Below are 13,607 nucleotides of genomic sequence, written 5' to 3' on the forward strand. Positions count from 1 at the left end.
GGCTACTGCCGCGTGCCGGATAACCGCGTGGGCTGGCCGCAGGGCGGACGGATCAGGAGTACTCGACACGCGTGAACAGCGCCAACCTCGCCGGATCGGAGTCGGGTTCCGGCACACCACCCGGCTGACGGCCGGCGCCCCTGAGCCGTCGGACGGGCCTGGCGGACACTCTGCTGTCGGTGGGGCGGGCTAGCCTGTGCCCATGTGCGAGTCGGGTTCCGGGGGTGGGTGCGGTGGCTGACGCCGAGGACGTGCGTCGTCTGGCGCTCGCCCTGCCCCACGTGGTCGAGATCGACAGCGCCGGCTTCGACTTCCGGGTCGCGGACAAGGGCTTCGTCTGGTCATACCCGGAGCGCAGACCCGACGGGCCGCGGGTGATCCGGACCGACATCGCGGTGCTGTACGTCGGCGACGAGGCCGAGAAGCAGGCGCTGCTGCTCGGTGAGCCGGACCTCTTCTTCACCACACCGGCCTACGACGGCCTGCCGCTGGTGATGCTGCGGCTGACGCGGGTCGATGTCGCGCGGCTGCGGGAACTCGTCACCGACGCGTGGCACATGCGCGCACCGGCCACCCTCGTCGACAACCTCGGTGACGGCGCCGATCCGTTGATTCGCGAGCTGCGCGGAGCCGACCGGTAGGTCGATCCCGGCGTGTCGCCGGGTCGGCACGGGAGCGTGGCCGATCCGGGAAATACTCTAAAGTTCCCTGCCATGACCGCCGTGGAGACGCCGCTCGCCGCGTCGACGCCCACCCCTTCCACGCACACCGCTGCACCGCCCGTTCCGCCCTCCGCTCCGCCGGCGACCTCACCGCGTCCGCTGGGTCTCGTCGGCTGGCCGCGTGTGGTGCGTACGCTGATGATGCTGGCCGGCGCGGCGGTCGCGTTCGGCGTCGCCTACACGAACCCGGACCGTCAGCTGCCCCCGTACCACTCGAAGTGGCTGTTGTGGGCGACCGCCGCCGGGGTGCTCGGCGCGCTCAGCGGATCGACGATCGGCTCCGGGGTGGCGCGTTGGCACGACCTGCAGCGGATCCAGCCGGTGCCGGTATCCCGGGTCGTCCCGTCGCTGGCCGCCTTCCTCGTGCTGGTGGCCGGTGCCGTGGTCACCACGCAGGCGATCCTGGGCAGTGACTTCGGCTGGCGTTCGATGACGTTCGTGTCGCTCGTCGTACTCGGGGGGTTGCCGGCCGGGGCCACCATCGCGGGACTGCGGATCGTCTCGATGCGAGGGCTTACCGGCACCCCGGGTGAGCAGTTGGCCGCGTTGATGCGACTGCGGCGGATCCTGGTCCGCGTGTTGCAGATGATGGGCTCGCTGCTGCTGATGATGGTGCTGGTCGGGGCGACCGCGGTGGGCTGGGGCGGCTCGGAGCGGATTCCCCAGTCGACCGCGTTCGCGATCGGGGCGGCCGGCACGATCCTGATCGCGCTGATGCACGTACCCACCGCCACCCTGCTGCGTCGCCGCTGCCAGGTGTACGTGGACGAGTTTTCGGACCTCGCGCACGTGGCGAAGGCCGACCTGATCACCGCCGCCGAGGACCGGATCAAGTTGGAGGAGATCCTCGGGGTCAACCGCACCTCGGTCAGCGAGCTGCAGTCCGGTCTGGTCATCCTCGGCCCGCTGCTGGCCACCACGATCGCCGCCGTCATCCCCAAGTTCTGACCGGGTGTCGGCACGGTCAGGGACGGACGGTGACGTACCAGCCGTGGTGGTCGGTGTGCCGCATCGGATAGCGCCGGGCCGGCCCGAGGCCGACGTCGCCGTTGGTGATCAGATGCTGGACGTTGCCGTCCCCGAGGTGCCGGTGGTCGGCGGGGACGCAGTCCCGCACGCCCTGCGTGCCGTCGAGGCGCAGATTCAGGTCGCCCGCGACGAGCGCCGGGGCCGGGGAGCCGACCGCCGCCCGCATCGCGGGTATCTCCACCTCCAGCAGCTGCCGGCACTGCCGCAACGCCATCGAGGTGGCGGAGTACGTCAGGTGGGTGGTGCAGGCGTAGTAACTGTCGACTGCCGCCACGCCCGACGGGTCGAGGGGACGGCCGACCGAACCCCCGGTCGGCTCACCCAGTTCGGCGCAGGGACTCCGACCCGCCTCGGGGCAGAACGTCCGGACCGCCGGCAGCGTTTCCGCCGCGACGGCGGGTGGTCCGGTCGTGGGCGGTGGTGCGGGCCGGCCCTGCCCGCACGCGGCCAGCGACGCCCCGACGGGCAGCAGTGCTCCGACGAGCGGCAGCAGCGCCCCGACGAGGGGCCGGGACCGGACCGCCCGGACGGGCGCTGACGTGGGACGTCGCCGACGCCAGCGCCGAACGGCACTCCTCGCCGGCACCGTGTGGGCCGTCAGGGCTTGCGGGCCACGGCGCCGTAGGCGTCGATTCCCTCGGCGTCGGGGTCGTCCGGCCGCCACAGGGTGATCGGCACCAGACCCGGCTCCAGGAGGGTCAGGCCCGCGAAGCACTCGGCCAGTTGGTCGGGGCTGCGCAGGATGTACGGGACGCCGCCGCTCTGCGCCAGCCGGTCGGCGCCGGCGACCACCGACGGGCTGGTGTCGGTACCGTCCCAGAGCACCAGGTGGCTGCCGCTGGGGACGGCGTCCATCACCCGGCCCACGATCGAGCGCACCACCGCGAGGTCCGGCTCGTAGCCGAGCACACCCATGAACATCACCGCGACCGGTTTTTGGAGGTCCAGGGTTTCGCCGGCCTCGGCGAGGATCGTGGCCGGGTCGTGGTAGTCGGCGTGTACGTACCTGGTCACGCCCTCGGTGCTGGAGTCGGCGAGCAGGGCGCGGGCGTGCACCAGCACCATCGGGTCGTGGTCGACGTAGACGATCCGGGACTCCGGCGCGGCCTCCTGGGCGACCTGGTGGGTGTTCTGCATGGTGGGCAGGCCGGTTCCGATGTCGAGGAACTGCCGGATCCCCGCCTCGGCGGCCAGGGACCGTACCGCGCGGATGAGGAACTGTCGGGACTGGCGGGCCATGACGACGATCTCCGGATACACCTCGGCGACGGCGTCTCCGGCGGTGCGGTCGGCGTGGAAATTGTCCTTCCCGCCCATCCAGTAGTTCCAGATCCGCGCCGCGTGCGGGACGTCGAACTGCAGTTGCGCGGCGAGGTCGGGATCGGGTTCGGCCATGGTGGTGCTCCTCTGTGCGGATCGTCGGGTGTGGACCGAGAGGGCGACGGGATCGGCACATCGTACGTGGCCGAACATGAATCCCTCTCGGACCCGGATGGTTGCGGTTCCGGGGCGGGGCAGAGCGCCGGACTCCACCCCGCACGCCCGCGCGGGCCCGGTCGTCGGGCCCGCCGCGTCATGTCCCGTTGTTGCCCGTCGCCGGGGTGGACGTACTGGTCACCAGCTCCACCCGGCGGTTCTCCGCCCGGTTGGCGGGGGAGGTGTCGGGCACCTTCAGTCGGGCCTCGCCGTACCCCCGGCTGGTCAACCGGTCGGCGGCGACGCCCTGGTCGAGCAGGAAGGTGAGCACCGCCTTGGCCCGTACCCGGCTGAGCACCAGGTTCGACGCGGCCGAACCGCTGGAGTCGGTGTGGCCCTCGATGCGGATCCGGGTACTCGGGTTGTCCCGCAGGATCCGGCCCAGCCGGACCAGGCTCGCCCGAGACGCCGAGGTGAGCGAGGCGCCACCGAGGGCAAAGGTGAGCGGCGGCAGTCCGGCGATCTGTTCGCGTACGTCGGCGACCCCGAGCCGGTCGACCAGCCCGACGCCGCCGCCTCGGGCGGCCGCGAGCACCCTGGCCTTCCGTACCTCCGAGGAGGCGGTGCCGATCAGGGTGAGTGTCCCGCCGTCCAAGGCCACCGTCGCATCGTCGGCGTCGCGGCCGAGCGCGGCCAGCACCCCGGGCAGGCTGGACAGCCCCGTGTCGGTCACGCCGTCGTCGACCGTCAGCCGCTCGTCGACGTCGTCGGTCCCGACCACGTCGGCGGCGGCGCGGACCAGCGCGGTGCGAAAGCCTTCACCGGGCACGGTGCCGCTGATCGACACCGTGCCGTCGGCCATGGTCAGCAACACCGATGGCGGTACGGGCACCGGGGCCGGCTCCGATTCGCGTGGCACCTCGGCCTTGGCCGCGCGTACGCCCTCCAGGGCCCGGACGATGTCGAGCGCCTGTCGGGCCTCGCCCGGCGAGGTGGCCCGCAGCCGTCCGTCGCGCCCGGTGAAGCTGACCCGGACGTCGGAGAGGCCGGCGGTGTGCAGCGCCTGTGTCGAGCGCTGGGTGAGGTCCGCCTCCATCCGGTGTCGGTTCGGGAACTGCTGGGCGGTGAGCAGGACGGCCAGGCCGAGGAGCGCGACCACCAGGCCGACCAGCGGGTGGAACCGGCGTGTCCCCCCTGTTGTCGCCGGCGGGGGCGTGAGCGGCGTGGTCCTCGAAGCGGTGGTCCTCAGCTCCCTGGTCATCAACGCTGTCCCGCCTCGGTCTCGTGCCCGGCCGCCTCGTGCCCGGTTGCCTCCGTGTCGCGGCCGGCCACCAGCCGCAGGGTGAGTTCGGCGAAGCCGTCCTCGTCACCGTCGGCGAGCAGGCGGGCCTGCCGGCCCCAGGTCACCAGACTCGGGGCGAAACTGAGCCCGGCGGCCTCGATGGCGGCCCGCCGGGTGCTGTCGTCGGTCTCGGCGAGCTGCCCGAAGGTGTGGATGCCGGCGGCCCGCAGCGCGGCGGCCATCTTCGGCCCGATGCCCTCGATCCGTTCCAGGTCGTCGTCGGGTACGGCGGCGGGTTCGGTCATCGTGGCCACCCCCGCGGCCACCGGTCGGGCCTCGTGGTCGGTGGCGACCGTCCGGACGTCCTGGTCCGTGGATGACGTCGGGACGTCCTGGTCGGCTGTTGCGGGCGGGACGCCGTGGTCCGTGCCCGACGGCGGTACGCCGTGGTCCGTGGTCATCCGGATCGGATCTCCGGCGGGTACCGGCGGAACACTGTGTTCCCTGGTCGCCGGTCGGGCGGTCGACTCGACGGCAGCCGGTGGAAGGTCGTGTTCACCGGTCGCCGGCCGGCTGGCGGTGTCGGCCGGGGGCGGTGACTGGGTTCTGGTGCCCCAGACCAGCCAGCCGACGAGCAACCCCAGAAGGAACGCCGCCAGAATGATGAAGAGCGACTGGTTGACGAACCAGGCCACGTTTTTCCTCCATGCCGATTGTCGGGATGCGTCTTTCGGGCTCGGTCAGCACGTGGGTACGTCCGGTCCGCAGAATATGTACATGCGGACGGATAGGGTGCCGAATGAGTGGGCCGAACGCGCGGTCGCGATCATCCTATATGGACGGACCGCGCCCCGGTACGCGAATGTATCGCAATAAGATCACAATTTTCTTTAGTGTTCGCTGGGGCTGTGGGCTGGTCATTCATTCACCCGAAAAGGTTGACCCCGGTTCGTCGTCGACGAGCTGAGAAATGGTGGGGCGGGCGTTTACGGTCACATCTCTGACCTCGCTACCGTCACTCCGTCGTGGGCTGCGTAATTGTTGTTCCTGCCTTCCGGAGGCCCCTGTGAAACTGGAGAACTGTCGGCGGGACGTGTCCGAACCAATATGTCCGGTGATTGTCGGCACAGGGGAGGGGGTGCTGGATCAGGCAACGGCGCTTCTCCGGCCGGCCGCCGCGGCCTCCGTTGCCCAACGGGCAAGGCCAACCGGCGCGGCCTCCGTCGCCCGACCGGGAGCCCGACCGGGAGCCCGACCGGGAGCCCGACCGGGAAACCGGCCGACTTCGCCAGGGAATGTCGCATGAGGGGCTTTTCATGGGCGTATATGGCTGTTAGCGTGCTCCCTCATCGATCATCCGGCCGGGTTGACCTCGTCAGGTGTCCCAGGGCGTACTCGGCCACCAGCCCGGGAAGGAAACCGATGGTTCGAACCCTGCGACTGGCCGTCACGGCCGGCGTCGTCACGCTGCTCGGTACGGTGGGAACACCGACGGTCGGCGCGGCGGCCGTCCCCGAAGGCCGGATCGTCGCTGTGCCCGGCGCGGAGGTGGTGCCCGACAGCTACATCGTGGTGCTGAGGGTGACCACCACCACGGCCGGTGCCACCGCGGTGAACGGTAAGGCGAAGGCGCTCGCCGGCCGACACGACGCCGTGGTGCGCACCACGTTCTCGCACGCTCTGCGGGGCTTCTCCGCCACCATGTCGGCCCGACAGGCGCGCCGGCTCGCCGCCGACCCGTCCGTTGCCTACGTGCAACCCAACGTCGTACACCGGATCTCCGCGACCCAGAGCAACCCGCCGTCGTACGGGCTGGACCGGATCGACCAGCGGAACCTGCCGCTCAGTTCGACGTACGCCTACGACCGGACCGCGTCGAACGTCCGCGCGTACGTCATCGACACCGGCATCCGGACCGGTCATGCCGACTTCGGCGGACGGGCGAGCAGCGGCTTCGACGCGGTGGACGGTGGTACGGCCGACGACTGCAACGGCCACGGCACCCACGTTGCCGGCACGGTCGGCGGATCCGCGTACGGGGTGGCGAAGGCGGTACGCCTGATCGCGGTACGGGTCCTCGACTGCGCGGGAAGCGGCACCACCGAGCAGGTCGTCGCCGGGATCGACTGGGTCACCAGGAACGCGGTCAAGCCGGCGGTGGCGAACATGAGCCTCGGCGGCGGCGTCGACCCCGCCCTCGACGACGCCGTACGCCGGTCGATCGCCTCCGGGGTCAGCTACTCGATCGCGGCAGGCAACGGACTGCTCGGGCTCATCCCGCTCGACGCCTGCACGCAGTCGCCGGCCCGGGTGGCCGAGGCGATGACGGTGTCCGCGACCGACCGTACCGACCGCAAGCCGCTCTGGGCCAACCACGGCAGGTGCGTCGACGTCTTCGCCCCCGGGATCGACATCAGCTCGGCGTGGAACACCGCCGACGGGGCGACGAACACCATCAGCGGTACCTCGATGGCGGCGCCGCACGTCGCCGGTGCCGCCGCTCTCTACCTCTCCGCGCATCCGGGAGCGTCGCCGGCCCAGGTGCACGCGGCGATCGTCGACAGTGCCACCACGGGCGCGGTCGGCGGTCCCGGACTCGGCTCGCCGAACCGCCTCCTCTACACCGGCGACCTCTGACGCGGCCGTGGGTGCCCCGCCGGTGGGGCACCCACGGGCACGTCGGAGCGGATCGGGCCGACCGGTCCGAGGCTGTCCTGTCCGGACCGTCGGGGGCGGGCCGGGCCGGAATCAGGAGCCGTTCGGGCATGGCGCACCGTCGGGTCACCGGGTAGAAACATCCCCATCCACCACTGTGCCCGACGTGCCGTGGCCGGCCGACTGGGAGAGCGCTCTCACCGCCGCGGCCGCCGCCCGGGCCGTACCGCCACGAGCAGGGAGACGCCCTGGTGAATCACTTCTCCACGGAACCGCCGCCGCGGTCGCCCCGCCCGCGACGACGGACCGGATGTGCCCGACCCACCGAGAACCACCCCGACGGCGGCCCGTCCGTCACCGGCTGGTCAACCGGGCCGCACCGCTCGGCCTCGTGCTGGTGACGGTCGCCGCGCTGACCCTGACGAACCCGGCGGCGTCCGTCGAGCGGATCCGGGCGGCCCTCGACGCGACGCACGCCGCGCAGATCGACAACGAGATGGGAACCAACCGGTACGCCTTCCTGTTCCGGCCCGGCACCTACGGGAGCGCCGAGCGGCCCCTGCAGATCAGGGTCGGGTACTACACCGAGATCGCCGGGCTGGGCGCCTCGCCGACCGACGTGGTCATCAACGGCAAGGTCGAGGTCTACAACCGCAGCACGTGGAGCCAACCGGAAGACCCCCGCGTACGCGGGCGGGCGGCTGTGAAGCGTGAACCCGGCACGGCACCCGCCGGTCAGACCGGGACCGTCCCACCGCAAGGTCGGACTACCAATCGTGTGCTCACTAAAGTGCACTGAAAGGTAACGGTACGCCGGCTACAAGGTCGGCGACCGGGTACGCCACCACACCCTGTACGGCGGTGGCGTGTACGTCTTCAACCAGAACAACCCGTCGATCCACACCGAGAACGGCTTCGAGGTGCCGGTGACGCCGGGGGTCCGGTTGCACCACGTGATGACGGTGAACCTGAGCGCCGGCACGATCGACCACGTGGTCAACGGCCTGGGTGACCCGGCCGACACCACCCGGACCGGTGCGCCGGTCCATCTGACGGAGTATCCGGTTCCCTGACCGGAGTCACCCGGCCGGCCGTCGACGTGAACGGCCGGCCGGGTCAACCGGTGGTGGTGCCAGCGGCCGGCAGCAGCCGGTCCAGTTGTGCGCGCTGGTCGGCGCGGGTTCGTTCGATCTCGGCGGCGACGGCCCGGGTGGCCGGTTCGACACCGTGCTCCCGCTCGGCCCGGGCGAGCCGGACCGACTGGTCCAGGTGGGCGCGCACCAGTTCGGCGAAGAGCTCGGCGGCGGCCCGGCCGGTGGCCCGGCGTGCCGCCGCGAGCTGTGCCGGGGTCGCCATCCCCGGCATGTCATGGCCCTCGTGCGGGTTCCGCGCGGGGCCGCCGGATTGTCCGTACAGGGCACGTAGCCGGGGCAGCGTGTCGTGGTGGGATGCCTCGAACCGGCGAATCAGCGCGCGCAGTCGCGGGTCGTCGACCCGTTCGGGTAGGTGGTCGAAGACCGGGATGATCCGTTCGTCCATCGCGATGGTCAGCTGCAGCCAGGCCCGGTCGGTGGCGCCGAACCCGCTCGGCGCCTCGGAGGCCGTGACGGTGTCGGTCGGCACGGTCCCGGCGGCCGGAGAGCGGGATCCGGTGACGGGTGCGCCGGACCCGGCGCCCGGAGGGCCGGTGCCGACGGTCGGCGGGCTGACCTCCGTGGCGGGCGGACCGCCACCGCCGCCACCGCAGCCGGCCAGGGCGACCAGGACGGCCAGCAGAAGGATGAGGGTCGGGGTGCGGTGACGGCGCGATCGCACGGATCCTCCCGAGGGGTTAGGGGAGCGCTCCCTGGGCTGTTCTCCGCCATCCGGTGATGTCCGTCGAGGTTCCGGGCCGATCGGGAGCCGGCGGACCGCTCTGGGGCAGGTTGATCAGCAGGGGGATGGATCTACATTGACACATGGCCATGTGTCGGTCAAAGTAAAAAGATGAGAGAGCGCTCTCTCTGTCGCTCTCTCCCCTCCACCGTCCACCCCGGGACTACCGATGGACCGGGTCGTCCACCGCCCGGCGGCAGCACGCCGTCCCCGCCCGGATGCACGCCGACCACGTCCGGGTCTACCAGTAGGAGTCGTCATGTACCGGACCACCCTCCGCAGACGGCCGCGTACCCTCTCGCTCGCCGTCGCCCTGCTCGCCCTGCTCGGCGGCTACCTGGTGGCCGGCGCCACACCGGCCGCCGCCGCCGACGTCCTGCTCTCCCGGGGCCGCCCGGCCACCGCCTCCTCCGCCGAGAACGGCGGCAGCCCCGCCGCGAACGCGGTCGACGGCAACCCCGGCACCCGCTGGTCCAGCGCCTTCGCCGACCCGCAGTGGTTGCGGGTCGACCTCGGCGCCACCGCCACGGTCAACCGGGTCGTGCTGCGCTGGGAGGCCGCGTACGCCCGGACGTTCACCGTCCAGACGTCGTCGGACGGCAACACCTGGACCACCATCCACACCACCACGAACGGGACCGGCGGCGTCCAGGACCTCGCCGTCTCCGGCACCGGCCGGTACGTCCGGCTGTACGCCACCCAGCGGGCCACCCAGTTCGGCGTTTCACTCTGGGAGTTCGAGGTGCACGGCACCGGGGGCACCCCGCCGCCGACCAACCCGCCGCCGGGCGGGCCGATCGTGCGGGTCTCCGAGTTCCTCGCCGACTGCCCGTTCAGCCACCGGCTGCCGGACGACCCGATCATCTACCCGAACCTGCCGGGCGCCTCGCACATGCACAGCTTCTTCGGCAGCCGGGTGACCAACGCGTACACCAACGTCGGTGACCTGCTCGCCGGTGCCACCAACTGCAACCCGGTGGTCGACACGTCGTCGTACTGGGTTCCCACCCTCTACGCCGACAACCAGCCGGTGGAGCCGGTCACCGGGATCTTCTACTACCTGGGCGAGGGGGTCCGGGACGACGTGATCGCCCGGATCCAGCCGTTCCCGCTGGGCCTGCGGATCGTCGCGGGCAACGCCCGTGCCACCGGACCGGACGAGACCACCATCTCCCGGTGGTCGTGCCTGCACCACAACGAGGTCGGGGCGTCGAAGGACTTCATCACCTGCCCGGCCGACAGCATGCTGGAGTCCTACCTCGACTTCCCACAGTGCTGGAACGGCCGCGACCTCGACTCGCCGGACCACAAGAGCCACATGGCGTACCCGGTCGGCGGCGACTGCCCGGCCACCCACCCGGTGCCGGTGCCGAAGCTGCGCCAGGTGCTGCGGTACCCGGTCAACGGCCCGGCGTCACGCTTCCGACTGGCCTCCGGCGGAGGGTTCACCATGCACGGCGACTTCTTCAACGCCTGGCCGGAGGAGGAACTGGCCCGTCGGGTCCGGGACTGCATCCGGCCGATCATCAAGTGCGGGACCGACGGCCGTCCGTGACCGACACCACTCCCGCCGGCCCGGTCACCCGGGCCGGCGGGGCGTCCGGCCGGTGCCCAGGGGGCCCGGCGACGGGGCCGGGCGCGGTGACCGCTGGTGCTATAACTGTGCCATGACGGCCCGCCAGGCGGACGCGACGGGACGCCCCACGCTCGAGCAGGTCGCCGAGGCGGCCGGGGTGTCCAGGGCCACCGTCTCCCGGGTCATCAACGAGGTGCCCACCGTGGACCCGCGCATCCGGGCCGCGGTCGAGCGGGCGATAGCCGAGACCGGGTACGTTCCGAACCTCGCCGCCCGTTCCCTCGTCACCCGACGGACCGACTCGATGGCCCTGATCGTCTCGGAGGCGCCCGGGCACAACGGCTACGAGGCGCCGTTCCTGCAACGGATCTTCACGGATCCGTACATCGGTCGGGTCACCGCCGGGGCGCAGGAGGTGCTCCGCCCCCGGGGCATCCACCTCGTCATCATTCCGGCGGACCCGCCGGCCCACCACATGGTCACCCGCTACCTGCGGCAGGGGCACGTCGACGGGGTGCTGCTCATCTCGAGTCACGGCGCCGACCCACTGCCCCAACACCTGGTCGACCTCGGCATCCCGGCCGTCCTGTCGGCCCGACCCGGCCGTCCGGTGCCGGTCAGCTACGTCGACGTCGACCAGCAGGCCGGTGCCCGGCTGGCCGCCGAGCATCTGGTCGACCGGGGTCGGCGCCGGCTGGCCACCGTCTGCGGTCCGCAGGACATGCCGGCCGGGCAGGACCGGCTTGCCGGCTTCCGAGCAGCGGTCACGGCCCGCCTCGGGGTCGAGGTGCCGTTCGTCCGGGGCGACTTCACCCGGGGCAGTGGCGAGGCGGCGACCCACCGGCTGGTGGACCGGCACCCGGACATCGACGGCCTCTTCGTCGCCAACGACCTGATGGCCGAGGGTGCGGTGCGGGCCCTCCAGGAGCGCGGCCACCGGGTGCCGGAGGACGTCGCGGTGGTCGGCTTCGACGACAGCATCGCCGCCCGGGAGTCGCATCCGCAGCTCACCACGGTCCGCCAGCCGGTCGAGGAGATGGCCGGGGAGATGGCGCAGTTGCTGCTCGCCCAACTGCGTGACCCGCAGCGGGCGGCGCGCTCGGTCATCTTCGCCCCGACCCTGGTCGTCCGGCAGTCGGCCTGAACACCTGCACCGGCCGGGAAGAGCGGACGTACGACGGTCAGCCGCGGCTCGACCGGTGCTCGGCGGGGGAACGGACGGCGTCCCCGCTGTACCGCCGGCCCCCCGGCTGTCCGAGTGCCCGGCATCGCCTACCCTTCCCCATCCGTCGACAGACACCGCCCGCCGGACGTGCCGGTCCCGGCCGGCGTTACCGTCACGGTGCGGCCCGAGGGTTGCCGTGGCGTACCCCCCCGCCCCGGGCGCCCGGTGGCCGCCCCTGTGACACCAGCACCCCCGGAAGGATCGTTCATGCTCAACGCCGCTGTCGCCCTGGACCCCGCCACCGTGGTGGCCCCGGTCAACCGCCGTACCTTCGGATCGTTCGTGGAACACATGGGACGGTGCGTCTACACCGGCATCTACGAGCCGGGACACCCGCTGGCCGACGGGGACGGCTTCCGCACCGACGTACTGGCGCTGGTCCGGGAACTGGGGGTGAGCGTGGTGCGGTATCCGGGTGGCAACTTCGTCTCCGGCTACCGGTGGGAGGACGGCATCGGACCGGTCGCGGACCGGCCGCGCCGCCGGGACCTGGCCTGGCACAGCGTCGAAACCAACGAGGTCGGCGTCGACGAGTTCGCCCGCTGGGCGTCCCGGGCCGACCTCGAGATCATGTACGCGGTCAACCTCGGCACCCGGGGCGTGCAGGAGGCGCTCGACGTGCACGAGTACGTCAACCACGGCGGCGGGACGTACCTGTCCGACCTGCGTCGGGCCAACGGCGCGAAGGAGCCGTACGGGATCCGGATGTGGTGTCTCGGCAACGAGCTGGACGGGCCGTGGCAGATCGGCCACAAGACGGCCCAGGAGTACGGGCTGCTCGCCGCCAACACCGCCCGGGCGCTCCGGGCCGCCGAGCCGGACCTGGAACTGGTCGTCTGTGGCAGTTCCGGGTCGTCGATGCCGACCTTCGGCGCCTGGGAGGCCACGGTCCTGGAGCACACCTACGACCTTGTCGACTACATCTCCTGCCACGCCTACTACGAGGAGCGTGACGGCGACCGGGGTTCGTTCCTGGCCAGCGCCGTGGACATGGACCACTTCGTGGACAGCGTCGTCGCCACCGCCGACAGTGTGGGCGCCCGGCTGCGCAGCAAGAAAAAGATCATGATCTCGTTCGACGAGTGGAACGTCTGGTACCTGACCCGCTTCCAGGAGCAGCAGGGCCAGCTGGGGCAGCCGACGTCGGCGGAGTGGGGGGTGGCGCCCCGGGTGATCGAGGACGAGTACAACGTCACCGACGCCGTGGTGGTGGGCAACCTGCTGATCTCCCTGCTCCGGCACAGCGACCGGGTCACCGCGGCCTGCCTGGCCCAGCTGGTCAACGTGATCGCGCCGATCCGGACCGAACCGGGTGGTCCGGCCTGGCGACAGACGATCTTCCACCCGTTCGCCCGGACCGCCGCGCTGGCCCGGGGCGACGTGCTCGCCACCCGGCTCGACTCGCCGACCTACGTCACCGAGCGGTACGGCGAGGTGCCGGTGGTGGACGCGGTCGCCACCCACGACCCGGCCAACCGGGACGTGGTCCTCTTCGCGGTCAACCGCGACCAGCACCAGCCGGTCCGGCTGACGGTCGACCTGAGCCGGTTCGGTGGCGAGTGGGACGTCGCGGAGGCGTGGACGCTCACCGACGACGACCTGACCGCGACGAACACGGCCGAGGCTCCCGACCGGGTCACCCTGCGTCCGGCCGACGCCGGCCCGGTCGAGGCCGGCACCGCCACAGTGGAGCTTCCCCGGGTCTCCTGGAACGCGGTCCGGCTGCGCCGTCGGGCGGACTGACGCCGGTCGGCCCCGACGTCGAGGCCGGCGGCACCCGTGGCCCGGCCACCGTTGGTGGCCGGGCCACCTCGGGCCGGTTGCTCG

General features: G+C 71.8%; 12 protein-coding genes and 1 pseudogene. 8 read left to right on the plus strand and 5 right to left on the minus strand.

Going from position 1 to position 13,607, the window contains the following annotated elements:
- Nucleotides 1-233 precede the first annotated feature (233 nt).
- Both ABGB21_RS24775 and ABGB21_RS24780 read left to right on the plus strand, forming a co-directional pair.
- A complete protein-coding gene (locus ABGB21_RS24775; RefSeq protein WP_347654754.1) occupies nt 234-641 on the plus strand; it encodes a hypothetical protein in 408 nt (135 codons plus the stop codon).
- Nucleotides 642-713: 72 nt separating this feature from the next.
- Nucleotides 714-1,670, plus strand: coding sequence for a hypothetical protein (locus ABGB21_RS24780; protein WP_347654753.1), 957 nt, complete (start codon nt 714-716; stop codon nt 1,668-1,670).
- Between the two features lie 16 nt (nt 1,671-1,686).
- Here ABGB21_RS24780 and ABGB21_RS24785 read toward each other — a convergent pair whose 3' ends face one another.
- The 4 genes from ABGB21_RS24785 to ABGB21_RS24800 all read right to left on the minus strand — a co-directional run bounded on the left by ABGB21_RS24785 (nt 1,687) and on the right by ABGB21_RS24800 (nt 5,144).
- Nucleotides 1,687-2,337 carry a hypothetical protein gene (locus ABGB21_RS24785; protein ID WP_347654752.1) on the minus strand — a complete coding sequence of 217 codons (651 nt, stop codon included), beginning with the start codon at nt 2,335-2,337 and terminating at the stop codon, nt 1,687-1,689.
- 11 nt (nt 2,338-2,348) lie between these two features.
- Nucleotides 2,349-3,146, minus strand: coding sequence for an SAM-dependent methyltransferase (locus ABGB21_RS24790; protein ID WP_347679792.1), 798 nt, complete (start codon nt 3,144-3,146; stop codon nt 2,349-2,351).
- Nucleotides 3,147-3,324: 178 nt separating this feature from the next.
- The gene (locus tag ABGB21_RS24795) at nt 3,325-4,428 is read right to left on the minus strand and encodes an OmpA family protein (protein ID WP_347654750.1); all 1,104 of its coding nucleotides are present in this window, start codon (nt 4,426-4,428) and stop codon (nt 3,325-3,327) included.
- Nucleotides 4,428-5,144: a helix-hairpin-helix domain-containing protein gene (locus tag ABGB21_RS24800; protein WP_347654749.1), complete on the minus strand. Its 717-nt coding sequence runs from the start codon at nt 5,142-5,144 to the stop codon at nt 4,428-4,430. The genes ABGB21_RS24795 and ABGB21_RS24800 overlap by 1 nt, the downstream gene beginning before the upstream one ends.
- 727 nt (nt 5,145-5,871) lie before the next feature.
- On the opposite strand from ABGB21_RS24800, the gene ABGB21_RS24805 reads away from it, so the two are divergent.
- The 3 genes and pseudogenes from ABGB21_RS24805 to ABGB21_RS24815 form a co-directional block, all read left to right on the plus strand.
- Entirely contained in the window at nt 5,872-7,086 is a 1,215-nt protein-coding gene (locus tag ABGB21_RS24805; protein ID WP_347654748.1) for a S8 family serine peptidase, read from the plus strand.
- Between the two features lie 328 nt (nt 7,087-7,414).
- Complete coding sequence (locus ABGB21_RS24810) at nt 7,415-7,903, plus strand: hypothetical protein (protein ID WP_347654747.1); 489 nt, start codon at nt 7,415-7,417, stop codon at nt 7,901-7,903.
- Nucleotides 7,904-7,913: 10 nt separating this feature from the next.
- Nucleotides 7,914-8,177 (plus strand): annotated as a pseudogene (locus ABGB21_RS24815) (adenylyl cyclase); the annotation flags it as partial.
- 43 nt (nt 8,178-8,220) lie between these two features.
- On the opposite strand, the gene ABGB21_RS24820 reads toward ABGB21_RS24815, so the two are convergent.
- Nucleotides 8,221-8,919, minus strand: coding sequence for a DUF305 domain-containing protein (locus ABGB21_RS24820; RefSeq protein ID WP_347679794.1), 699 nt, complete (start codon nt 8,917-8,919; stop codon nt 8,221-8,223).
- Nucleotides 8,920-9,238: 319 nt separating this feature from the next.
- On the opposite strand from ABGB21_RS24820, the gene ABGB21_RS24825 reads away from it, so the two are divergent.
- The 3 genes from ABGB21_RS24825 (at nt 9,239) to ABGB21_RS24835 (ending at nt 13,523) form a co-directional block, all read left to right on the plus strand.
- Complete coding sequence (locus tag ABGB21_RS24825; RefSeq protein WP_347679796.1) at nt 9,239-10,534, plus strand: DUF1996 domain-containing protein; 1,296 nt, start codon at nt 9,239-9,241, stop codon at nt 10,532-10,534.
- 112 nt (nt 10,535-10,646) lie between these two features.
- A complete protein-coding gene (locus ABGB21_RS24830) occupies nt 10,647-11,699 on the plus strand; it encodes a LacI family DNA-binding transcriptional regulator (RefSeq protein ID WP_347679798.1) in 1,053 nt (350 codons plus the stop codon).
- Between the two features lie 288 nt (nt 11,700-11,987).
- Nucleotides 11,988-13,523 (plus strand): alpha-N-arabinofuranosidase, encoded by a 1,536-nt coding sequence (locus ABGB21_RS24835; protein ID WP_347654743.1) that lies wholly within the window; start codon nt 11,988-11,990, stop codon nt 13,521-13,523.
- Nucleotides 13,524-13,607: the final 84 nt, after the last annotated feature.

Origin of the sequence: Plantactinospora sp. B24E8, assembly GCF_039871735.1 — a bacterium.
Taxonomy (GTDB): Bacteria; Actinomycetota; Actinomycetes; order Mycobacteriales; family Micromonosporaceae; genus Plantactinospora.

What these genes read in the sequence shown, in the direction of transcription:
- ABGB21_RS24805 (WP_347654748.1), top strand. Translation starts at nt 5,872, where the DNA reads ATGGTTCGAACCCTGCGACTGGCCGTCACGGCCGGCGTCGTCACGCTG.
- ABGB21_RS24835 (WP_347654743.1), top strand. Translation starts at nt 11,988, where the DNA reads ATGCTCAACGCCGCTGTCGCCCTGGACCCCGCCACCGTGGTGGCCCCG.
- ABGB21_RS24790 (WP_347679792.1), bottom strand. Translation starts at nt 3,146, where the DNA reads ATGGCCGAACCCGATCCCGACCTCGCCGCGCAACTGCAGTTCGACGTC.
- ABGB21_RS24825 (WP_347679796.1), top strand. Translation starts at nt 9,239, where the DNA reads ATGTACCGGACCACCCTCCGCAGACGGCCGCGTACCCTCTCGCTCGCC.
- ABGB21_RS24795 (WP_347654750.1), bottom strand. Translation starts at nt 4,428, where the DNA reads ATGACCAGGGAGCTGAGGACCACCGCTTCGAGGACCACGCCGCTCACG.
- ABGB21_RS24810 (WP_347654747.1), top strand. Translation starts at nt 7,415, where the DNA reads ATGTGCCCGACCCACCGAGAACCACCCCGACGGCGGCCCGTCCGTCAC.
- ABGB21_RS24780 (WP_347654753.1), top strand. Translation starts at nt 714, where the DNA reads ATGACCGCCGTGGAGACGCCGCTCGCCGCGTCGACGCCCACCCCTTCC.
- ABGB21_RS24830 (WP_347679798.1), top strand. Translation starts at nt 10,647, where the DNA reads ATGACGGCCCGCCAGGCGGACGCGACGGGACGCCCCACGCTCGAGCAG.